Origin of the sequence: Cystobacter fuscus DSM 2262 (assembly GCF_000335475.2) — a bacterium.
GTDB classification, from domain to species: domain Bacteria; phylum Myxococcota; class Myxococcia; order Myxococcales; family Myxococcaceae; genus Cystobacter; species Cystobacter fuscus.
Window position 1 is genome coordinate 134054 of sequence record NZ_ANAH02000015.1, and the last position, 20375, is coordinate 154428.

The following is a 20375-nucleotide window of genomic DNA, read 5'->3' on the forward strand; positions in this document are numbered from 1 at the left end:
AGGCCCACGGCCTCCGCCTCGAGCGAATGTCCGCGTCGCCCCGCTTCAGCGAGGGGGTCTTCCACAACACGGCCGGGGTGGGCCGGGGACTCAAGTCCGGCACCACGCTGCCGACACTCGGCGAGTTCTTCACCGGGGGCCAGGCGCGCACGCCCCCGGGCCTGCTGCCCACGGAGAACCCGCTGGCGACCTGGGCCCGGCCGGTGGACACGGGCCTGCGGGCGACGTGGCTCGGCCACTCCACGGTGCTGCTGGAGGTGGATGGGCTGCGCGTGCTCACGGATCCCGTCTGGGGCGAGCGCGCCTCACCCTTCGCCCTGCTCGGCCCCCGGCGCTTCCAGCCCATGCCGGTGACGATCGCCCAGTTGCCGCCGCTGGACGCGGTGATCATCTCGCACGACCACTATGATCATCTGGATCATCCGAGCGTGCTGGAGCTGGCGCGCCTGGGGGTGCCCTTCTACACGTCGCTCGGGGTGGGCGCGCACCTGGAGGCGTGGGGCGTGCCGCCCGAGCGCATCACCGAGCTGGACTGGTGGGAGTCCGCGCGACTGCCGCGCGGCGAGCTGCGCATCACCGCCGCGCCCTCGCAGCACTTCTCGGGGCGGGGGCTGGGCGACAGCAATCGCACGCTCTGGTCCTCGTTCGTGGTGGAGGGCCCGCGGCACAAGGTGTTCTTCAGCGGCGACACGGGACTGACGCCCGAGTACGCGGAGATCCGCCAGCGGCTCGGGCCGTTCGACCTGGTAATGCTGGAGGTGGGCGCGTTCCACGAGGCCTGGGGAAGCATCCACCTGGGACCGGCCAACGCGCTCGAGGCGCTGGAGCTGCTCGGTGGGGGAACGCTGCTTCCGGTGCACTGGGGCACGTTCAACCTCGCCCTGCACGCCTGGGACGAGCCCGCGGAGACGCTCTTGCGGCTGGGTGCGGAGCGGGGCGCGCGGCTGGTGATGCCCCGCGCGGGCGCCCCGGTGGAACCCTCGCGGGTGGAGGGGGTGGAGCCCTGGTGGCGCGCCGTGGGTGCCGGCGCGCCCGAGCCCCTCGAGCCCCGGGAGGCTCAGGCGACGGTGAGGATCTCCGCGCCCTGATCCGTCACCACCAGGGTGTGCTCGAACTGGGCGGTGCGGCTGCCGTCGGCGGTGACGGCGGTCCACCCATCGTCCCACTGCCGGTGGTGCCAGTGGCCGAGGGTGATCATCGGCTCGACGGTGAACGTCATGCCCGGGAGCATGATCGTCTTGGCCTCGGGGTCGAAGTGGTGGGGAACCTGGAGCGAGCTGTGGAAGCGCTCGCCGATGCCGTGGCCACAGTAGGCGCGCACCACCCCCATGTGGTTCTTGGTCGCGTGCGCCTCGATGGCCCGGCCGATGTCATTGATGGGCCGGCCCGGCTTCACCGCCTCGATGCCGAGCATGAGGCACTCCTTGGTGACCTCCACCAGGCGCCGGCTCTCGGCGTCCACGTTGCCGATGAGGTAGGTGGCCGAGCAGTCCCCGTGCACCCCATCCAGGAAGATGGTGATGTCGAGGTTGATGATGTCCCCGTCCTCGAGCGGGCGGCTGTCGGGGATGCCGTGGCAGATGACCTCGTTGACCGAGGTGCACAGCGACTTGGGGAAGCCGTGGTAGTTGAGGGGGCTGGGGTAGCCGCCGCGGCGGATGTACTCCTCGTGCGCGATGGCGTCGATCTCGTCCGTGGTCATGCCGACGCGCAGGTGGGCGGCCGTCGCGTTCATCACCTCGGCGGCGGCCTTGCAGGCGCGGCGCATGCGGGCGATGACGTCGGGGCTCTGCACGTCGGAGATGGGGCCGCTGCGGGAGGGACGCCCGGTGGCCGCGTAGTCGGGCCGGGGGATGTGTAGCGGGACGGGGCGCATGGGGCTGATGACGCCCGGCCGGATGCCGCGCGAGCGGGCCTCGGGCCCTCGCTTGCGAGCCTCCACGGCGTCCGCGCCCCGATGGCACTTCTTGTACTTGGTGCCACTCCCACACCAACAGACGTCATTGGGCTTGGGAAGCACGGCGGGGGGAACACGTTCAGTGGAAACGTCGGTCATGACGGTGAGCTATAACCGGTGGGCCCCAACGAATCCATCCCCCGCGCACCCTCTTGTCCGGTGTTTTCCGGGTTACCCTCCTGGAGCCCACCACGGGAGGTAGGCCCGAGCCCTCGGCCGTGGGCCTCCCGGGCGCCTTCGGCCAGGGTGCTCGGCCGACCTGGGCCTCTCCTCCGGCGTCCAGGTGGAACCCGAGGATGCCATCCTCGAGCGCACCGTCCCCGAGACGGGGGTTAGAGTTGCCGGAGAGGGAGGAGCCACGGGTGCACCCCTATCACTGGGACGCGGGGCTGGAGCCGAGGCTCCAGCAGGTTGCTGAGCGGGTCGGCAGGCTGAGGCAAGCACGGCTGCACCCGGCGGCCGTCCAGAACCTCCGCCACTGGTTCCGCATCCACCACACGTACCACTCGAATGCGATCGAGGGGAACCGTCTCACCCTGCCCGAGACGCGCGCGGTGCTCGAGGACGGCATCACCATCTCCGGCAAATCGCTCAAGGACCACCTGGAGGCGGTGAACCTCTCGCAGGCGCTCGACTTCATCGAGGAGCTGGCCCGGGCGGAAACCCCTCTCAGTGAGCGCGAGGTGCGCGACATCCATGCCATCGTCCTGCGCTCCATCGATGTGAACAACGCCGGGCGGTACCGGGGCATCAACGTGCGAATTGGAGGAACCGACTACACGCCGCCTCCAGCCCATGCCGTCCCGGAGCGGATGGAGGAATTCGGCCGCTGGCTCGCGAGCCACGAGCCGGAGCACCCCATCGTCGTCGCCGCCATCGCCCATGCGTGGTTCGAGACCATTCATCCCTTCATCGACGGGAACGGACGGACGGGACGGCTGCTCGCGAATCTCCTCCTGATGCGCCAGGGCTACCCGGTCACCGTCCTTCGGGTGGAGGAGCGCGCGCGTTACTACACGGCGCTGGACCAGTCCCATACTGGCGAACTCTCCCCCATCGTGGAACTGACGCTGGAGACCGTCGAGCGCAGCCTCGCCGAGTACGAGCGGCTCATCCAGGAGGTGGAGGTCCGCGAGCCGGCCATCGAGTACCTCGCCGAGCGATTGGCCTCCACACGGCAGGAGAGAAACCCGAAGTACCTCGGATGGAAGTACGGCGTTGAAGCGATCCAACAGAATCTGGCGGAGACGGCGGAGCGGATCACTGAGCAGTTGAAGGGGCGAACCTCGGGCATCGACTTGAGGTTCATGCCCACGCTCGTGACGGAGCAACTCTGGCGAGAGTCTCAATCAAGGAGGCAAGTGATTGGCCAGTTCTCCGCGAACAGCCCTCGTGCCAGCTTCTCTTGTTCTCTCAGCGTCGGCGAGCCTCCCAGGGAGGCACAACGTTTGATGGGGGAGGTGGCGGGTCCTGCCATCTACGTCGATCTCAAGGAAAAGGCAGACGAGCCCGAGCATTTTCTCATGGCCGTACCAGACCAACACCTCTTCACCGCGCTCTACGCGACGGGCAAGGGATTCAATGCCCTGATCTCGCCCCCCTTCAGAAAGACCTCACCTCCGAACGAGCCCGAGCCAGAGATGAACGTGAAGAGGCAGGTATCCGCCCTGAAGATCGCGACGGACATCTGGACCTATCTCATCGAGCGTCACCTCACCTGAAGACAGTGACTATCCGCCCGCGCTCGCATCCTTGAGTTCGCCGGGAACGAGCCGATCCCTTACCCCCAGGTGCGCCTCCAGCGTGCGCTCCAGGAAGAGCACCTGCTCGGCGGAGAGCTTCTTCGAGACGAGCTTGCGGCTGCTGCCATCCCGGCACAACACGCGCAGCTGATACACCTGTTTGAATTTCCCCCCGGCGAACTCCGTGCGCTTCTGGCCATAGAGCTGACGAAGTTCGTGCGCCTCCACCGTGCTCGGAAGGACGAACCAGGGCAGCGGGCCATGCCGCACCGAGATCCCCGTCCGGGGTGAGGCCTCGATGCGCGTGCGGTTGACGCTCCGCAGGAGCACCCCGTAGCCGATGAAGGGACTCGAGGCGAGGAAAAGCCAGGGCAGCATCTCCTGGTCCGCGCGCACCGTGTATGCCCCCAGCAGCCCCGCCAGTCCCAGTCCCACGAGACCCAGGAACACAAGGGCGTTGAGCCAGAGATCCACCGGACCCCAGCTCCAGCTCCAACTCACGCGGAGGACGTCTCCCTCGCGCGCCATCTCCCAGCCGTCGTCCAATCGCCGGGGAGCGTCCACCGCCGTCGTGACGGCGTAGAGCCCACCGCACGAGGAACACCTCACACACAGCGTGTCCGGCAGGGCGTCCCCCTCCTGGAGATGGGCACCGCAGAGATCGCAACGAGAAAGCATGGGCGAACTCTAGCGACTGTCCCTGGCTGTCCGCGAGGCATGCGGGAGGGAGATGACGTGCGCGGCTGCTCGACCGGGGCGAGCTCGACATGGCGGACCCTCGCTCGGTGACCACCGCGCTCGAGCAGCACCAGCCGTGGGCCGTCATCAACGCGGCGGGCTTCGGGTGCGTGGATGCCAGAGAGGTCGATCCGGCGGGAAGCATCGCGCCGGGCCGAGCCCCCGGAGGGTCCCCCGCCCGGCTTGCTCGCGGACAAGGCTCAGAGCTGGGCGTGACGCCGCACGCCCATGCCGCGCACGGGCCGCTCGGCGGCCTTGTAATCGGTCGCCAGCCAGACCAGGAAGAGGCCAATCGCCGAGACGATGAAGAAGTTGGACGCCGAGGCGATGGTCGAGAAGCCAAACAGGAAAGGCGCCGCGAGCAGGACGATTGCGACGACGGCCTCGACGATTCCGTGGATGGGGAAGGGAATGAGCCTGGCCACCCCGAGCGGATAGGCGGTCAGCAGGCTCATGCACAACTGCATCATGGCCATCAAATAGCAAAGCACCGCTGGCAGTCCCGGGAAGCCGAACAGGGAGGGAGCCAGCGCGAACAGCACCACGATGAAATAGTCACCGTAGCCATGAATCTTGGGGGAAAGAGGGACTTTCATCGTGGACCTCGTGCACCGGGGACCCAGACAGACACCTGCTGGCACGGCCCTGCCTGGAAATGGGTGCCTTCCGGAGTGGACGTGCCCTGATCTCCAGCGTGGCCACGCCTCGGGTCAATGCCAGCCCGGGATGCTCACGCGTCAGGGGAGTGTCCGGAGTGAGGAGGGCATGCGGGCCTACTCGGTGCCAGCCCGCTTCAGGGCCCCGAGAACCAGTCCCATGACATGGAAGGCGAGTCCCATGCCCCAACCCACCGCGGGCCATTGGACCCACCAACCCGGGCCGCTCATCATGTCCACGATAGAGAGCCCGCTCATGACGATGCCGTAGCTCATGCCGTGGGCCGCCAGGCCGATCAGCGCGCCCCGGCGACGGGACTGGCGCTTGAGCTTCTTCGCCCGGTCGGCGAGCACCTGCTCCACGGCGTCCTCACTCACCCCCAGCTCGCGCGCCAGGGCGAGGAGATCCTCGCGCGTGAGCTGACGAGACCCGGTGGAGGGGAGGTCGTACCGGCGCTCGAGCATGCGCGAGGTGGCCTCGCGAACGATCTCCGCGGCCTCATCGTGGGTAAAGCGCGGCGGTTGTTGCCGGGTGTCAGCCATTCTCGAAGGTTATCCAAGGAAACCTCCCGCGCAACAGGGCCGCGCTCCTCCGCGCATTCACTTCATCGACGGACTCCGCCGTGAGAGAGTCCACACGACCCATGCCCCTCGGAAGCACACCATGCCCTCTGTCGTGAAGCGCTGGAGACGTCCGGGACTGTTTTTGCTCGGAGGACTGCTCTGGGTGTGCGGTCCAACGGGCCATGCCGGCGATTCCGTCACGAACGCCTGTCGGCAGAATCCCGCCAACTGCGCTCTCCTCAACGGACAGGAGGCGGGCGCCGCCCCCACCGTCCGTGGCGGGGCCGAAATCGCCTCCATCGCCGCCACGCTCCGCTTCCTCTCCCCCGAGTTGAAGCTCCGCATCGAGCGGACCCTGCATGAATGCGCCGCGTGGGCGGATGCCGAGGTCAACCGGCGGCGCCTGGGCGGCGATGCACCCTCACGCCAGCAGTGCCAGGAGGTGCTTCCCACGCTGGACCCCTGTGGGCAGAAGGTGACCCGGGCCATGCAATGGGGTAGCGAGAAGCACGGCCTGGCCACCCAGTGCGTCCAGGAGCAGTTGGACCCGCTGATTCCAGGACGCTTCAGCCTGGAGCCCCGCTACCGCTACGACAGGCCAACGGGACAGGTGCAGTGGCTCAGCCCGGCGGAAGTCCGCGCCCTTCTCCGGCAGGATTGCGGCAAAGAACTGAAAGGGACACTGGTGCCGGACGTGGTCATCCACTCCGGCAATCCACTCCAGGCCATCTCCATCTACGACTTCAAGTTCCCTTGTCCTCCCCACAACAAAACGCCCTGGAGGATGTATGAGCATGGACAGTACAAGGGATTGAGCCAGGGACAAGTGTACGTCGAAGCACTCAAGACAGAAGCAGCCCTCGTCACTCCGAGACGTGGAATAGAGCAGAGGATCCATCCATGAGCGAGCACTGCCCGACCATCCGCATCTGCGCACAAGATGGCAGTATCTTGATACGAGATGGATTGAGCATCTGCTTCTACATGCGCCGCCATCACCACGAGGTGGCACAAGACGTCATGCGTTCCCTGGAGACATACCTGCGGGTCCTGGGCCCGGAAGCGCTCGGCTGGTACGCGGATAGCGAAGGAGACTGGCAGGAGTTGGATGAGGCGGGCTGGGCACACATCCAAAGCCGGATGCAGGGAAGCAGCCCCCTCATCACGTTGTCAGACAACCCCCGCGAAGCCGGTCCCTATCAATTCGAGTACTTCGGCAAGGACCTCGAAGCCCCGTTCTTCATCGACAACCCCCATGCGGTCTGTGCGTTGGAGTTCTGGCTGCCCACCGGGTTCCTGGAGGAACGAGGGCCCGCGCACGTGCGCGAACTGGCCCTGGCTCTGGCCGCTCCCCTCCCCTTCAACTCCGGCCATGTCAGCCTCTCCTTCAACGCCCTTCACCAACTCGCGGGCGTCTCCGATGAACTTCGACAATTGCGCCTGCGCTACCCCGGAATGGACGTCCATGGACTGGAACGCATTGGTTGGCATATCGGCACACGGATACGAGGCCCCCACTGGCTGACCTTCCTGGGCCCACACGTCCTCGGCGAGTTGGGCGGAGTCCCGGGACTGCGCTCCCGCCTCGTCTCCCCGGACATCTCCGTTCAACTCCTGGACGGCGAGCGCGCCCTCGTCACCCTCGGCGAATGGCCCGAGGCGGGTGACACCACCCGGGGGTTCACCCTGCCCCTGCACCGGGAGCTCGCCCGCGTGTTGGAACCCTGGCTCTACCACGAGCCTCCCCTCCGCGACCCCGTGGCCAACGAGGACACCCTCCGCTGGGAGCGCCGTTTCCTCGACTGACTCCGCCGTGCGAGAGTCCACGCGGCCCATGCCTCTCGGGAGCACATCATGCCCTCTGTCGTGAAGCGCTGGAGACCTTCGGGGTTGTTCCTCCTCGGGGGCCTGCTCGCGGTGTGCGCTCCAGTGGCGTACGCCGGCGATTCCGTCACGAACGCCTGTCGGCAGAATCCCGCCAACTGCGCTCTCCTCAACGGACAGGAGGCGGGCGCCGCCCCCACCGTCCGTGGCGGGGCCGAAATCGCCTCCATCGCCGCCACGCTCCGCTTCCTCTCCCCCGAGTTGAAGCTCCGCATCGAGCGGACCCTGCATGAATGCGCCGCGTGGGCGGATGCCGAGGTCAACCGGCGGCGCCTGGGCGGCAATGCACCCTCACGCCAGCAGTGCCAGGAGGTGCTTCCCAAACTGGACCCCTGTGGGCAGAAGGTGACCCGGGCCATGCAATGGGGTAGCGAGAAGCACAGCCTCGCCACCCAGTGCGTCCAGGAACAGTTGGACCCGCTGATTCCAGGACGCTTCAGCCTGGAGCCCCGCTACCGCTACGACAGGCCAACGGGACAGGTGCAGTGGCTCAGCCCATCTGAAGTCCGCACCCTTCTCCGGCAAGATTGCGGAAAAGAGCTGAAAGGGACCTTGGTGCCAGACGTGGTCATCCACTCCGGAAATCCACTCCAGGCCATCTCCATCTACGACTTCAAGTTCCCTTGCCCTCCCGATAACAATGCGTCTTGGAAAAAGTACACAGCGGGTCACATTGACCAGGACTTAACCCAGGGGAAGGTGTACGTCGACGCACTCAAAGCAGAAGCCGCCCTCGTCACCCCGCGACAGGGAGTCCATCAAAGGATACATCCATGAGCGAGCACTGCCCGACCATCCGCGTCTACGCACAAGATGGCAGTATCCTGATACGAGATGGATTGAGCATCTGCTTCTACATGCGCCGCCATCACCGCGAGGTGGCACAAGGCGTCATGAACTCCCTGGAGACGTATTTACAAGCCTTTGGGCCAGAAGCACTCGGCTGGTATGTGGATGACGAAGGGGACCCGCAGGAGTTGGATGAGGCGGGCTGGACATACATCCGAACCCGGATGCAGCAAAGAGGCCCCCTCATCACGTTGTCAGATAATCCCCGCGAAGCCGGTCCCTATCAATTCGAGTACTTCGGCAAGAACCTCGAAGCCCCGTTCTTCATCGACAACACCCACGCGGTCTGTGCGTTGGAGTTCTGGCTGCCCACCGAGTTCCTGGAGGAACGAGGGCCCGCGCGCGTGCGCGAACTGGCCCTGGCTCTGGCCGCTCCCCTCCCCTTCAACTCCGGCCATGTCAGCCTCTCCCTCAATGCCCTTCACCAACTCGCCGGCGTCTCCGATGAACTCCGCCAGTTGCGCCTGCGCTACCCCGGAATGGACGTGCATGGACTGGAACGTCTCAGTTGGCACATCGGAACAAGGATACGAGGCCCTCACTGGCTGACCTTCCTGGGTCCGCCCATCCTCGGCGAGTTGGGAGGAGTCCCGGGGCTGCGCTCCCGCCTCGTCTCCCCGGACATCTCCGTGCAACCCCTGGACGCCGAGCGCGCCCTCGTCACCCTCGGCGAATGGCCCGAGGCGGGTGACACCACTCAAGGGCACACCCTGCCCCTGCACCGGGAGCTCGCCCGCGTGTTGAAGCCCTGGCTCTACCACGAGCCTCCCCTCCGCGACCCCGTGGCCAACGAGGACACCCTCCGCTGGGAGCGCCGTTTCCTCGACTGACTCCGCCGTGCGAGAGTCCACGCGGCCCATGCCTCTCGGGAGCACATCATGCCCTCTGTCGTGAAGCGCTGGAGACCTTCGGGGTTGTTCCTCCTCGGGGGCCTGCTCGCGGTGTGCGCTCCAGTGGCGTACGCCGGCGATTCCGTCACGAACGCCTGTCGGCAGAATCCCGCCAACTGCGCTCTCCTCAACGGACAGGAGGCGGGCGCCGCCCCCACCGTCCGTGGCGGGGCCGAAATCGCCTCCATCGCCGCCACGCTCCGCTTCCTCTCCCCCGAGTTGAAGCTCCGCATCGAGCGGACCCTGCATGAATGCGCCGCGTGGGCGGATGCCGAGGTCAACCGGCGGCGCCTGGGCGGCAATGCACCCTCACGCCAGCAGTGCCAGGAGGTGCTTCCCAAACTGGACCCCTGTGGGCAGAAGGTGACCCGGGCCATGCAATGGGGTAGCGAGAAGCACGGCCTGGCCACCCAGTGCGTCCAGGAGCAGTTGGACCCGCTGATTCCAGGACGCTTCAGCCTGGAGCCCCGCTACCGCTACGACAGACCAACGGGACAGGTGCAGTGGCTCAGCCCGGCGAAGTCCGCGCCCTTCTCCGGCAGGATTGCGGCAAAGAACTGAAAGGGACATTGGTGCCGGACGTGGTCATCCACTCCGGTAATCCACTCCAGGCCGTCTCCATCTACGACTTCAAGTTCCCCTGCCCTGCCAACAATGAAGCTACCTGGAAGATGTATGGGCATGGGCATATCTACAGGGGCTTGAACCAGGGACAGGTGTACGTCGAAGCACTCAAGACAGAAGCCGCCCTCGTCACTCCGAGACGTGGAATAGAACAGAGGATCCATCCATGAGCGAGCACTGCCCGACCATCCGCATCTGCGCACAAGATAGCAGTATCCTGATACGAGACGGATTGAGCATCTGCTTCTACATGCGCCGCCATCACCACGAGGTGGCACAAGGCGTCATGCGTGCCCTAGAGACATACTTGCAAGTCCTGGGCCCGGAAGCGCTCGGCTGGTATGCGGATAGCGAAGGAGACTGGCAGGAGTTGGATGGCGCGGGCTGGGCACACATCCGCAGCCAGATGCAGGGGAGCAGCCCCATTATCATATTGAAAGACGATCCGGCAGGCGCCAGTCCCTATCGGTTCGAATATTTCGGCAAGGACCTCGAAGCCCCGTTCTTCATCGACAACCCCCATGCGGTCTGTGCGTTGGAGTTCTGGCTGCCCACCGGGTTCCTGGAGGAACGAGGGCCCGCACGCGTGCGCGAACTGGCCTTGGCTCTGGCCGCCCCCCTCCCCTTCAACTCCGGCCATGTCAGCCTCTCCCTCAACGCCCTTCACCAACTCGCCGGCGTCTCCGATGAACTCCGGCAGTTGCGCCTGCGCTACCCAGGCCTGGACGTCCATGCACTGGGACACCTTGGTTTGCACATCGGCACACGGATACGAGGCCCTCACTGGGTGACCTTCCTGGGCCCACCCGTCCTCGGCGAGTTGGGCGGAGTCCCGGGGCTGAGCTCCCGCCTCATCTCCCCGGACATCTCCGTGCAACCCCTGGACGCCGAGCGCGCCCTCGTCACCCTCGGCGAATGGCCCGAGGCGGGTGACACCACCCGGGGACTCACCCTGCCCCTGCACCGGGAGCTGGCCCGCGTGTTGGAGCCCTGGCTCTACCACGAGCCTCCCCTCCGCGACCCCGTGGCCAACGCGGACACCCTCCGCTGGGAACGCCGCTTCCTCGACTGACCCCACCGTGCGAAATGTCATGGTTCCCATTCACCAACAAAGATTCATCCATGAGAGAGCACCGTCCACCCATCCACCTCCAAGCACCGTCGCGCCACCGGACATGACGCGATCACTCGATACGACCTAGATCATCGTTCATCCGGGGACACTAAGTATTCAACATCTACAATGGATATATTGGGTCAGAAGAGGCCGAATCTCCTCATTTGAATGTCCGACCAGACCACCACTGAGGACCCAACACGCTTGACCGCCTTTGCTCCACCATCTTGAGAAACCACAAACACAGCCGCGTCGTCGAAGCTCGAAGCAAAGCGAAAAGCCGAACGATGGCGCGTACCAAAGGCATCAATCGACACTGTGCGACCTTTAGTTCCGTCTGCAGAAGATGCGAACCACACATCACGAAGGCTCGGAGACGAAGCAACAACCTCCGCACCGAAACCAAGAACCCTCAACCTATCTGTCATTACAATCGCCCCATCAACCCCACTAAGAGCAGTGATAAAATCAACAGCTTCCTCAACAGCTTCGTTCGCCTCCTCAAGCATCTCGTTCAAGATCCCACCTCGCCTAAAATCGCCTTGTTTTATTGCTCCTCTTTTAACCCTCATGGAGTGCTCATGAAAACGCTGACGATTCACAAGACACTCCTTTGCGGCACTCCAAGCAGCATCATGACTGCACTGATATTTAACAAAAAGACGATCGGCGAGTCGGGTATCATCCAAGGACATCTCATCACGGACAACAATAACCACCCCCCCGTGCCCCATCTCAGCAATTCTCTGAATCAGGCGCGAAACCAAATCGAGATAAAACCCACGTAAATAGCCGTCATCCCCTTTATCAACCAAACTCATCTTCTTAGCGCCTAATTCCTGACGAACTTCACCACGTAAAGAGCGCGCCCCATTCGAAAAAAAGCTGCCAATTGGACCTTTATCCAATACATCCGACAACGGCTCAACGAGTTGACCATCCCGCAAGCCGATGAGGAGCACACCTTCAGTAGAAATAAGTAGAGACGCTGGCTCAAACGAAGCGATGGTAACCGCAGTAGGTGGCGGGTAACCCATGTCTGCCTCACCACGAGCAAAACTCCACCAAGACCCCCCTGTATCGACAAGACCCCAAATTGATAATTGTTCGCCCGGAGCGCTGGGAGTCGGATCAACAGCGATCAGGACTTTTGTTGGATCGGTAGCAGGAGCAAGTCGAAGCAACTCGCCTACTGACAAGGGACGCGGTGTTTTAAATGGGACAACCGTCGTCTGAGATATATTTTTCGAGAGAAACTGATTCGGCGACTGATACGTACTGGGAAGCAACGCCAAGCGGAACACAGTCCGACGATGCTCCTCCGTTTTAAAGCTGGCCTGGAACGCAACCGAAAGACACTCACGAAGAACTTTATCACTGGGAATGCGCGGCTTGGGTTGCATCAAGGTGCGATAAGAGCGCCAAGCTTTTTTAAGGGGAGCAATGAGGTCAGTGGGTTGCACGTGTTTCATACGAACATCATACCAGGACAAGAGGACAAGAGTGATCTAGAATATGTATACTGGACCAGTATCGCAGTAGGCGACAAATCAGCACGAAAGAACAAGAAGCACCTGCCAAAGTCCTTGGAACGAGCCTTCCGTCAATCCGGGCAGGGCTGGTACTGTGATCAAACAACCTCAACCCTGTTTGATGGAGCATCCCGGCAGAAGGTAGTTTAATCGATACCAGCCACACCAACGACTGCTTCGCCAAGCCCCAAAAGGTTGGCCACCCTGCTTTCCGCTCACCCGTTCTGACTACATGCAAAAAATGAACTTAAGACAATTGCTATATCGAGTGCATATTGACACAGTCATAATAGGGATCCAATTTCTTGGCCTGGGCAGCGATAACCTCCGACAAAAATTCCTTCCATTGGCTTAGCGCACATCGTGGAGCCCTTGGCTCTACCACCGGCGAGTACTCTGGAGCGGCGTCACCCCAACAGACACCCGCCGCTGGGAACGCCGCTTCCTCGACTGACTCCCCGCACGGGCGTTTCAGGGAGGGACGGCCCGGCCCTCGTCTCCCTGGATGAGGTAGTACGCCTCCTGCCGCGGCACGAAGAAGCGCCAGCCCTCGGGGGTGAGGTACACCGGGTCCTCCGCCATCGCGAACACCTCCTGCCCGTCCCACTCGGCCACCGGAGCGCGTGTGCTGAGTTCCATCGCGAGGTAGGAGCCCTCGCGCAGCCGCTTGGGCTCCTCCTTGCGGAGGGTGGAGCGGAAATCGATGGACGCGCCCAACCCGTGCCCCTGGTTGCCCAGCGGATGCGAGTACACCTGCGCTTGAATCCCCTTCTCCTTCATCTCCGCCATCACCGCCTCGTACACCTCGGCCGACGAGCGGCCCGGACGCGACGCCTTCACCAGCGCGTCCTGCAGCGCGTTCGTGTTCGCCAGCACCCGCTTCAACCCCTCGGGCACGTCCTTCTCCCCCTCGCGCGCCACGTAGGCCATCTTCTGCCAGTCGCTGTGCAGCCCCAGGTAGCTGATGCCGAAGTCCACGTGCAGCAGATCCCCCCGCTGGATGACCACGTCCTCCGGCGACACCGCCAGGAAGCCGCGCGATGTCCCGTTCGCCCCTCCCTGGCGCTGCACGCGCAGATCCGGCTGGAACCACGTCCCCACGCCCCGCCGCCCCAGCTCGTCGTACAACCAGCGGCGCACGTCCCCCACCCGCGTCACCCCCGGCTTCACCACCTCGGCCGAGAACGCCCGCTTCACCACCCGCTCCGTGAGCGCCACCAGCGTCCGGTAGTGCTCCAGCTCCTCGGGAATGCGCGTGTCCAGGTACTCCTCGATGAGCGGCGCCGCGCTGGTGAAGCGCGCTTCCGCCTCCGGCCCCATCGCCTCGACGAGGTACGCATACCCATCCCTCGTCAGGCTGTGCGTCACCCCCCGCTTGCCCTCGATGCCCAGGGCGATGGTGCGCGGCTGGTACCGCGCGTAGAGCTCGCCCAACACCTGCTTGGACTCGCGCTTCTCCTCCGGCACCTCGAAGAAGCGCGTGAGGTTCTCCTCCCGGTAGCTCGGCAGGGCCACCTTCCTCAGCCCCTGCTCGCCCGCGTCGATGAAGACGAACACGTCCCGCAGCCCCGCGTAGGGCCGCGGCGGTGCCACGTACGGGGTGAGCGGATCATCGTGGAACTCCTCGTTCACGATGATCCACATGCCCACGCCGTGATGGCGCATCATCGGCAGCAACGACTCGTGACGCCGGACGAGCCAGGCCTCGCGCACGGCGAGTTGCTCGGACCAGGACAGCAGCCGCGGCGTCTCCGGCTCCACGGAGACCGGCCGGGCCGTGGCACACGCCACGTTCAAGGCCAGCAGCAGGCAGGGGGCGGGCCAGCGTTTCATCTCGGGGACTCCCAGGTGAAGGGGAGCCCCAGGATACAGGCCCGTGCCAGCCTCCGGACCCGTCCTCAACGCCAGTCCGGTGGGGCCAGACGGATGGGGGGCACCTCATAGCCCTCGGGCCCCTGCAACACCGTCTCGAAGCGCGGGTCGTTGAGCGTCACGCCGCCCCCCGTCGTGTCCACCCGGGAGGGATCCACACCCGCTCCCGGAATGGCGTACTTCTGCCAGGTCGCGATGCCGTACTGGTGAATGCCGTCCACGGCCACCCCGCAGATGGGAAACTCGGCGCCCTCGGGCATGCGGAGACGGTCGAACCGCATGTGGACGCGGTTGGGGCTCATCTCCGCCACACCGAAGATCGTCACGTACAATTCCTTCCCCTTGATCTCCACGAGCATGTCGGCGGAGACGGGACCCGGCTTGAGGTTGAGCGGCCCCCCATCCTCGATGCGCTCGTCCGAGGCCGGAGTCCCCGACGTCGGCGTCAGGAAGGAGGGATGCTCGTCGGGTTTGATGCCCAGCTTCACCGGCGTGGCGCGGGCCTCGGGAGGACACCGGGAGAGATAGCCCGCGGGGTCGGGCTGCCGGGGCACGGTGGCGCATCCGGCGAGCTGCGCGGCGGACACCCCCAGCAAGCCCGTGAGCAGCGCGCACCGGCGCGAGCGCAGCGGCACCGGAGTGATGTCGGGGGTGGATTCGGGACGAAGGGAGGAGGGCACGGGCTGCGATCCTTTCTCGGACGGCACCGGAGGAACCGGTGCGGTGGGCTCCGTGCGAGCGCCCTCCTCCCAGCCAGGAGGATGCGCCACGCGGAGGCACATCCACCCTATCCCGAGCACTCCAAGCACCAACGCCAGGGCGGCGAGGCGCCCCGGCCTCGCACCGGTCCGCCTCCGTCCCTCACGAGGCCGCCGCGCCTCCAGAGCGGCGTGCAGTACCTCCTCGGCCTCGTTCAGCAGTTCCATCTCCTCGGGAAGTTCCCGTCCCCACGCGCACTCGGAGGGCAGCTTCGACGGAGCCCTCCAGACCCCGGTGTTCGCGCCCTCCGCCCGGAGCCGGTCCAACACCAACCGGACCGCCTCGGCGTTCGGAGGACGCTTCGCGGGATCCTTCTCCAGCAGGGACATCGCCAGCGCCGCCAGGGGCTCGGGAATCGAGGGGTCGAACCGCCGGGGATCCGGCACGGGCATGGAGGCGATGGCGATGAGCAATCGTGACAACGGCAGGCGGTTGCTGAAGGGCCGGCACTGCGTGAGGGTCTCGTAGAGCAGCACGCCAAAGGCATACAGGTCCGCCGAGGGCAGGGCCCGCATGCGGGCGCCGGGCACTTGCGCGTCGGAGAACAGGAAGGAGACGACCTCGGGTGGCTGGCAGTAGAGCGTCCCGGGCGCTACCCCCTCCGTCAGGGTCCGCGCCCCGGGCAGGTGCGACGAACCGAAGTCGATGAGCAGGGGCTCGCCATCCGCCTCGCGCACCAGGACGTTGTCCGCCTTGAGGTCCCGGTGGCAGACGCCTCGCCAGTGCAGCACCTCCAGCGTCCGCGCGAGCGTGCTCAACACCCCCACGGACTCATGGAGCGAGGCGCGCCGACGCCAACGCCAGACATGAAAGGTGTCTCCCGGAACGTAGGTCGTGAGGAAGTACGCGTAGCCCGTCCGCGCATCCGGCCACCGGCTCCACTCGAAGACCGGCAACACCAGGGGATGACCCACCAGATGGTCCATCGAGGCCACCTCGCGGCGCATCCAGGCATCCACCTGATCCGGGTCCTCGGCGGACAGGGGCCGGGCGGCCATCTTCATGGAGAACTGGAGTCCTCCGCGCTCCACCAGGAAGACGAAGGAAAAGCCTCCCACCCCCAACCGACGCACGATGCGGAAGTCGCGCACGAAGTCTCCCGCGCGCAACTCATGGGGATGCTGGGGTGGGCTCATGGGGACGTGCTCGGCTCCTTCCGGGACAACGGTTGAAAGACTCCAGGGGTCTCGGCTTCATCCAGCGCCAGCTCCACTCCCGAGGCGCCCCCTGGCAGCAGGCCCGTCGCGATGTGCCGCTGGGAGGTCGAACCCGCCACCCCCGAGACCAGACGCGCGGGCCATTCCCACACCTCTCCGTCCGGGAGCGTGGCCCGCATCCGGACCTGGGCCAGCGGCCAGGGAGGAGTCCTCTTGTTGCCGCCCCTCGCGGACACCGTGGCGAAGAAGCGCCGTCCCAGCCACAGCACGGAATCAACCTGGCCCCGAGAATTCCGGGTGTCGATCTCCGCCACCCGTTGGGGCAGGTCGAGCGTGGCTTGGGCCCCGGGCGCGTCGAGCAGGCTCCGGGCCATGCCGTCCACCCCGTCCTCGTCGGAGCCCGACGCGGCCCGCACCACCTGCACCCGCACATCCACCGCATCGCGCCGCGTCACCAGCACGAAGCGCAGCGGCTCGGCACCGGGCCCGGTGCTCACGAAGAGTGGAACCCGCTCACCCGGAGCGAGATCCGCGGAAGGAGAGAGGATCAACGAGCCCCCGCCCACGTCGAGCACACGGAGGGAGGGATGACCCCGCTCGAAGTCCAGGACCTCGGGCCGCGAGCACTCCGCGAACGACACGAGCGTGGCCACCCCCACCGCCACGTGCAGTTCCAGGGGCGGCACCCGCCCGGGATTCGAGGGATGCACGAGCGTGCGCCGCTGGAGCACGGCCCCTCCCGCTTCTTCCCATGCGGAGGCAGGAGGGGCGGCCAGGATTGACAGGAGAAGCCATGCCCCAGGGCGCACGCCGCGAACAGTACGGGCAGGCCCTCGAGGCGGCAAGAGAAAAACCACTTCTGCGGTCACTCCCTCCGGGATGACCTCCGCCATCCTCTCCGCCCGTTTTCCAACGGACCCGCGTGGCCCGAATTGCCACGCACCCCATGAGTCAACGATGCTCCATGAGGACGCACCAAGAGGGGGAGAAGATCATGCGCGAGAACGTCCAGGGCTCTCGACTCCGTGTCGTTGGAGGAGTGCTCCTGTTGCTGCTGCTCGAGGGATGCGCCACGGGCGCCCCGCTTCCGGGGCTCCTGGGAAACCGCAAGCCGCGTCCTGCCACTCGCGAGCGCCCCCCCGCCCAGCCGGAGCGCCCTACCCGCGAGGCCGTGACCATCTACAATACCTAGGGTGCCGCGCTGCTCTGCGCGGCGAGCTGGCGCGCCCGCTTCTCCACCGCGCGCACCGTGTCCAGCACGGCGTCCTTCTGTCCCACGCCGGCGAGGAAGCCGGGGATGGAGCCACCCGGCTCCACGGTGAAGCGGTAGACGTAGCGCACCCGGTCCTCGCCCAGGGGCGAGAAGAGCCAACTTCCCGAGTTGTGGCGCAAGCGCACCACGCCGCTGCGCTCGGGCACCGCCTCGTTGTCCGGCGTCCAGCGTTGCAGGAACGTGACCGTCCCGTCCTCCGCGTGGCCCTCTTCCTCCACCACCCGCAGGACGTAGTCGCGGTTGGAGATGAGGGGGAAGTCCAGCTGCGTGTACGTCAGGCGCGTGCCGGGCGCTTCCTCCAGGACGCGCGACTCCGTCACATAAGGCATCCACTGGCGGAAGGTCGCGTGGTTGCGCAACGCCGCCTGCACGTGGGGCAGACCCACGGCCATGCTGCCCTCGGCCCAGACCTCGCGGCCTCCGGGAATGTCCGGCCGCAGACGCACGCGGATGGACACCGCTCCCGTCGACACCGTCTCCCACTTCTCCTCGGCCACCGCCACCGTCGCCACCGCCCACACCAGGAGCGACACCCCTAGCGAATTCCGCATGTTCATCTCCCCTGATTCGAGACGGAGCGATTGTCCGCTGTCCCGCCCGCCACCAACACCCACCACGCCAGAAACAGTGACTTTTGTCACGGTCCAGGGCACGAAGTGGCCATGATTGGCCACTTGCAAGCACCCCCACCCGAGCGCGGCCTGTTCTGCAACCGCACCCTCAACCTGCGGGCCATCAAGGCCATCGGGTACGACATGGACTACACGCTCATCCACTACAAGGTGGAGGTCTGGGAGAAGCGTGCGTACGAGTACATGAGGGATCGGCTCGCGGCCCAGGGTTGGCCCGTGGCGCACCTCACGTTCGATCCGGTGCTCGCCATGCGCGGGCTCATCATCGACACCGAGAAGGGCAATCTGATCAAGGCCAACCGCTTCGGCTTCGTGAAGAAGGCGCTGCACGGCACCCGGCCCATGAGCTTCGAGTCCCAGCGCGACGAATACATGCGCACCGTCATCGACCTGTCCGAGCGGCGCTGGATCTTCCTCAACACGCTCTTCTCGCTGTCCGAGGCGTGTCTCTACGCCCAACTGGTGGACCTGCTGGACGAAGACAAGCTCGAGGGGCCCATGGGCTACAACGACCTCTACGAGCACGTGCGCCGCAGCCTCGATGCCACCCACATGGAGGGCGCGCTCAAGGCGGAGATCATCGCCAACCCGGCGCGCTACGTTCAGGCCGATCCGGAAACGCCGCTCGCCTTGTTGGATCAGAAGCACGCGGGCAAGAAGCTGCTGCTCATCACCAACAGCGAGTGGGCGTACACGCTGCCCATGATGCACGCCGCGTTCGACCCCCACCTGCCCCAGGGCATGACGTGGCGCGAGCTGTTCGACGTGGTCATCGTCAGCGCGCGCAAGCCCGAGTTCTTCACCACGCGCTCCTCGCTCTTCGAGGTGGTGACGGTGGCGGGACAGGAGGGCCTGTTGCGTCCGCACTCGGGGCCGCTCAAGCCCGGGGTGCCCTACTTCGGCGGCAGCGCGAGCGAGGTGGAGCGTTCGCTGGGCATGAGCGGGGATGAAATCCTCTACGTGGGCGACCACATGTTCGGCGACGTGCACGTGAGCAAGAGCGCGCTGCGCTGGCGCACCGCCCTCATCCTGCGCGAGCTGGAGGACGAGATCCGCGCCATCAGCGCCTTTCGCACCACCGAGACGCGGCTCGCCGAGCGCATGCAGCAGAAGGAGCGGCTGGAGGCCGAGGCGTGCCAGGTGCGGCTGGAGTTGCAGCGGCGGCGCCTGGGCTACACCGCGCGCGACGAGTCGCTGCCGGGCGACGAGCAGTTGCACGCGCGCTCCCTGGAGCTGCGCGCCCAGCAGGAGGCGCTCGACGCGGAGCTGGGACCCATGGCGCGCGCCGCGAGCGAGCTGTCCAACCCGGTCTGGGGACTGCTCACCCGCGCGGGCAACGACAAGAGCCACCTGGCGCGCCAGGTGGAGCGCTACGCGGACATCTACACGTCCCGGGTGAGCAACTTCCTCTTCGCCACGCCCTTCGTCTACCTGCGCAGCCCCCGGGGCAGCCTCCCGCACGACCCGAGCACCCCCGGCGGCACGCCCGTCTTCCCGCACCCCACGACGGGAGGAGACACGGGGGGAGGGGACACGGGCGGGGCCTGAGGGGCGCTTCGCCGGGCGCGTCAGTTCAGGAACACGAGCAGGGCCTGCCCCTGCTCGGCGCCCTCGCGCAGGAAGCGCTGGAGCGCGTCGAAGTCCTCGAACAGCGACTCCAGCGACTCCTCATCGGCGTGGTCCGACCAGCCCTGCGGGTAGATCTCCAGCTCGTCCATCTTCCTGGCATTGAAGCGCCGGCGCAGCGCCTCCCCGTCGACGCTCCCGAGCGCCCGGGAGATCTCCTTCACCTGCTCGGGGGTGAATGCGCGCGCGGGGCCATAGCCGAAGCTCTCGTCGCCCACGGGCTGGCCACCCGCGCCGATGAAATTCAGCGGCGGCGAGCCTTCCCAGGCCGTTCCCGTCAGCAGGAAGTGCAGCGCCTGCCAGTTCTTCTCCATGGGCAGGTACTCGGCGTTGGAGGAGGCGTCGTCGTCCAGGACCTCGGAGTCATCGAGGAGGTCGTTCAGCTGCTCGGGGGAGGCGAGCAGGGCGCGCAACTGGTCGGCGCTCACACGCCGGAAGTTTCCATTGATGCTCATGGGCCGGGAGAATCCCCCAAGATCCACCCCGGGGCCAGCGGACACTGG

At 65.9% G+C, this 20375-nt stretch carries 20 protein-coding genes; 10 read left to right on the top strand and 10 right to left on the bottom strand.

What is annotated here, in order from left to right; all coding sequences use genetic code 11:
- Positions 1-26: 26 nt before the first annotated feature.
- Positions 27-1088 carry an MBL fold metallo-hydrolase gene (locus D187_RS25990; RefSeq protein ID WP_002625538.1) on the top strand — a complete coding sequence of 354 codons (1062 nt, stop codon included), beginning with the start codon at positions 27-29 and terminating at the stop codon, positions 1086-1088.
- Here D187_RS25990 and map read toward each other — a convergent pair.
- Entirely contained in the window at positions 1058-2056 is a 999-nt protein-coding gene (map, locus tag D187_RS25995) for a type I methionyl aminopeptidase (RefSeq protein WP_020918280.1), read from the bottom strand. The genes D187_RS25990 and map overlap by 31 nt on opposite strands.
- Positions 2057-2319: 263 nt before the next feature.
- Between map and D187_RS50345 the strand changes: the two genes are divergently transcribed.
- Entirely contained in the window at positions 2320-3678 is a 1359-nt protein-coding gene (locus tag D187_RS50345; RefSeq protein ID WP_002625535.1) for a Fic family protein, read from the top strand.
- A gap of 9 nt (positions 3679-3687) precedes the next feature.
- On the opposite strand, the gene D187_RS26005 is transcribed toward D187_RS50345, so the two are convergent.
- The 3 genes from D187_RS26005 to D187_RS26015 all read right to left on the bottom strand — a co-directional run bounded on the left by D187_RS26005 (position 3688) and on the right by D187_RS26015 (position 5636).
- Complete coding sequence (locus D187_RS26005; RefSeq protein ID WP_002625534.1) at positions 3688-4377, bottom strand: hypothetical protein; 690 nt, start codon at positions 4375-4377, stop codon at positions 3688-3690.
- 260 nt (positions 4378-4637) lie between these two features.
- Positions 4638-5033 carry a hypothetical protein gene (locus tag D187_RS26010; protein ID WP_002625532.1) on the bottom strand — a complete coding sequence of 132 codons (396 nt, stop codon included), beginning with the start codon at positions 5031-5033 and terminating at the stop codon, positions 4638-4640.
- 177 nt (positions 5034-5210) lie between these two features.
- Positions 5211-5636, bottom strand: coding sequence for a 2TM domain-containing protein (locus tag D187_RS26015; RefSeq protein WP_002625530.1), 426 nt, complete (start codon positions 5634-5636; stop codon positions 5211-5213).
- A 121-nt stretch (positions 5637-5757) separates the two neighbouring features.
- Here D187_RS26015 and D187_RS55480 point away from each other — a divergent pair, with 121 nt between their 5' ends.
- From D187_RS55480 to D187_RS26045, 6 genes are all read left to right on the top strand, one after another.
- A complete protein-coding gene (locus tag D187_RS55480; protein WP_020918281.1) occupies positions 5758-6561 on the top strand; it encodes a hypothetical protein in 804 nt (267 codons plus the stop codon).
- Positions 6558-7463 carry a type VI immunity family protein gene (locus D187_RS26025; protein WP_051256539.1) on the top strand — a complete coding sequence of 302 codons (906 nt, stop codon included), beginning with the start codon at positions 6558-6560 and terminating at the stop codon, positions 7461-7463. The genes D187_RS55480 and D187_RS26025 overlap by 4 nt, the downstream gene beginning before the upstream one ends.
- A 48-nt stretch (positions 7464-7511) precedes the next feature.
- Complete coding sequence (locus D187_RS26030; protein WP_155893579.1) at positions 7512-8318, top strand: hypothetical protein; 807 nt, start codon at positions 7512-7514, stop codon at positions 8316-8318.
- Positions 8315-9220, top strand: coding sequence for a DUF3396 domain-containing protein (locus D187_RS26035; RefSeq protein WP_020918284.1), 906 nt, complete (start codon positions 8315-8317; stop codon positions 9218-9220). The genes D187_RS26030 and D187_RS26035 overlap by 4 nt, the downstream gene beginning before the upstream one ends.
- A gap of 48 nt (positions 9221-9268) precedes the next feature.
- Complete coding sequence (locus D187_RS52670) at positions 9269-9841, top strand: hypothetical protein (protein ID WP_155893580.1); 573 nt, start codon at positions 9269-9271, stop codon at positions 9839-9841.
- A 229-nt stretch (positions 9842-10070) separates the two neighbouring features.
- A complete protein-coding gene (locus D187_RS26045) occupies positions 10071-10976 on the top strand; it encodes a type VI immunity family protein (protein WP_051256540.1) in 906 nt (301 codons plus the stop codon).
- Positions 10977-11161: 185 nt separating this feature from the next.
- On the opposite strand, the gene D187_RS55485 is transcribed toward D187_RS26045, so the two are convergent.
- The 4 genes from D187_RS55485 to D187_RS26060 form a co-directional block, all read right to left on the bottom strand.
- Entirely contained in the window at positions 11162-12493 is a 1332-nt protein-coding gene (locus D187_RS55485; RefSeq protein WP_155893581.1) for a putative sensor domain DACNV-containing protein, read from the bottom strand.
- Positions 12494-13024: 531 nt separating this feature from the next.
- Positions 13025-14386 (bottom strand): M24 family metallopeptidase, encoded by a 1362-nt coding sequence (locus D187_RS26050; protein ID WP_002629325.1) that lies wholly within the window; start codon positions 14384-14386, stop codon positions 13025-13027.
- A 65-nt stretch (positions 14387-14451) separates the two neighbouring features.
- The gene (locus D187_RS50355; RefSeq protein WP_002629326.1) at positions 14452-16320 is read right to left on the bottom strand and encodes a serine/threonine protein kinase; all 1869 of its coding nucleotides are present in this window, start codon (positions 16318-16320) and stop codon (positions 14452-14454) included.
- A complete protein-coding gene (locus D187_RS26060) occupies positions 16317-17234 on the bottom strand; it encodes a DUF2381 family protein (protein WP_081713864.1) in 918 nt (305 codons plus the stop codon). The genes D187_RS50355 and D187_RS26060 overlap by 4 nt, the downstream gene beginning before the upstream one ends.
- Positions 17235-17305: 71 nt before the next feature.
- On the opposite strand from D187_RS26060, the gene D187_RS26065 reads away from it, so the two are divergent.
- Positions 17306-17533 carry a hypothetical protein gene (locus tag D187_RS26065; protein ID WP_043431557.1) on the top strand — a complete coding sequence of 76 codons (228 nt, stop codon included), beginning with the start codon at positions 17306-17308 and terminating at the stop codon, positions 17531-17533.
- On the opposite strand, the gene D187_RS26070 is transcribed toward D187_RS26065, so the two are convergent.
- Positions 17530-18165 (bottom strand): START domain-containing protein, encoded by a 636-nt coding sequence (locus D187_RS26070; RefSeq protein WP_245591825.1) that lies wholly within the window; start codon positions 18163-18165, stop codon positions 17530-17532. The genes D187_RS26065 and D187_RS26070 overlap by 4 nt on opposite strands.
- 111 nt (positions 18166-18276) lie before the next feature.
- On the opposite strand from D187_RS26070, the gene D187_RS26075 reads away from it, so the two are divergent.
- Positions 18277-19794, top strand: a complete 1518-nt coding sequence (locus D187_RS26075; protein WP_002629330.1) for an HAD-IG family 5'-nucleotidase — start codon at positions 18277-18279, stop codon at positions 19792-19794.
- 20 nt (positions 19795-19814) lie between these two features.
- Here the strand turns inward: D187_RS26075 and D187_RS26080 are convergent, their stop codons facing one another.
- Positions 19815-20327 (bottom strand): YfbM family protein, encoded by a 513-nt coding sequence (locus D187_RS26080; protein WP_002629331.1) that lies wholly within the window; start codon positions 20325-20327, stop codon positions 19815-19817.
- Positions 20328-20375: the final 48 nt, after the last annotated feature.

Coding starts and splice junctions, on each gene's coding strand:
- D187_RS25990 (WP_002625538.1), top strand. CDS start 27: ATGTCCGCGTCGCCCCGCTTCAGCGAGGGGGTCTTCCACAACACGGCC.
- map (WP_020918280.1), bottom strand. CDS start 2,056: ATGACCGACGTTTCCACTGAACGTGTTCCCCCCGCCGTGCTTCCCAAG.
- D187_RS26005 (WP_002625534.1), bottom strand. CDS start 4,377: ATGCTTTCTCGTTGCGATCTCTGCGGTGCCCATCTCCAGGAGGGGGAC.
- D187_RS26010 (WP_002625532.1), bottom strand. CDS start 5,033: ATGAAAGTCCCTCTTTCCCCCAAGATTCATGGCTACGGTGACTATTTC.
- D187_RS26015 (WP_002625530.1), bottom strand. CDS start 5,636: ATGGCTGACACCCGGCAACAACCGCCGCGCTTTACCCACGATGAGGCC.
- D187_RS55480 (WP_020918281.1), top strand. CDS start 5,758: ATGCCCTCTGTCGTGAAGCGCTGGAGACGTCCGGGACTGTTTTTGCTC.
- D187_RS26025 (WP_051256539.1), top strand. CDS start 6,558: ATGAGCGAGCACTGCCCGACCATCCGCATCTGCGCACAAGATGGCAGT.
- D187_RS26030 (WP_155893579.1), top strand. CDS start 7,512: ATGCCCTCTGTCGTGAAGCGCTGGAGACCTTCGGGGTTGTTCCTCCTC.
- D187_RS26035 (WP_020918284.1), top strand. CDS start 8,315: ATGAGCGAGCACTGCCCGACCATCCGCGTCTACGCACAAGATGGCAGT.
- D187_RS52670 (WP_155893580.1), top strand. CDS start 9,269: ATGCCCTCTGTCGTGAAGCGCTGGAGACCTTCGGGGTTGTTCCTCCTC.
- D187_RS26045 (WP_051256540.1), top strand. CDS start 10,071: ATGAGCGAGCACTGCCCGACCATCCGCATCTGCGCACAAGATAGCAGT.
- D187_RS55485 (WP_155893581.1), bottom strand. CDS start 12,493: ATGAAACACGTGCAACCCACTGACCTCATTGCTCCCCTTAAAAAAGCT.
- D187_RS26050 (WP_002629325.1), bottom strand. CDS start 14,386: ATGAAACGCTGGCCCGCCCCCTGCCTGCTGCTGGCCTTGAACGTGGCG.
- D187_RS50355 (WP_002629326.1), bottom strand. CDS start 16,320: ATGAGCCCACCCCAGCATCCCCATGAGTTGCGCGCGGGAGACTTCGTG.
- D187_RS26060 (WP_081713864.1), bottom strand. CDS start 17,234: ATGGCGGAGGTCATCCCGGAGGGAGTGACCGCAGAAGTGGTTTTTCTC.
- D187_RS26065 (WP_043431557.1), top strand. CDS start 17,306: ATGAGGACGCACCAAGAGGGGGAGAAGATCATGCGCGAGAACGTCCAG.
- D187_RS26070 (WP_245591825.1), bottom strand. CDS start 18,165: ATGCGGAATTCGCTAGGGGTGTCGCTCCTGGTGTGGGCGGTGGCGACG.
- D187_RS26075 (WP_002629330.1), top strand. CDS start 18,277: ATGATTGGCCACTTGCAAGCACCCCCACCCGAGCGCGGCCTGTTCTGC.
- D187_RS26080 (WP_002629331.1), bottom strand. CDS start 20,327: ATGAGCATCAATGGAAACTTCCGGCGTGTGAGCGCCGACCAGTTGCGC.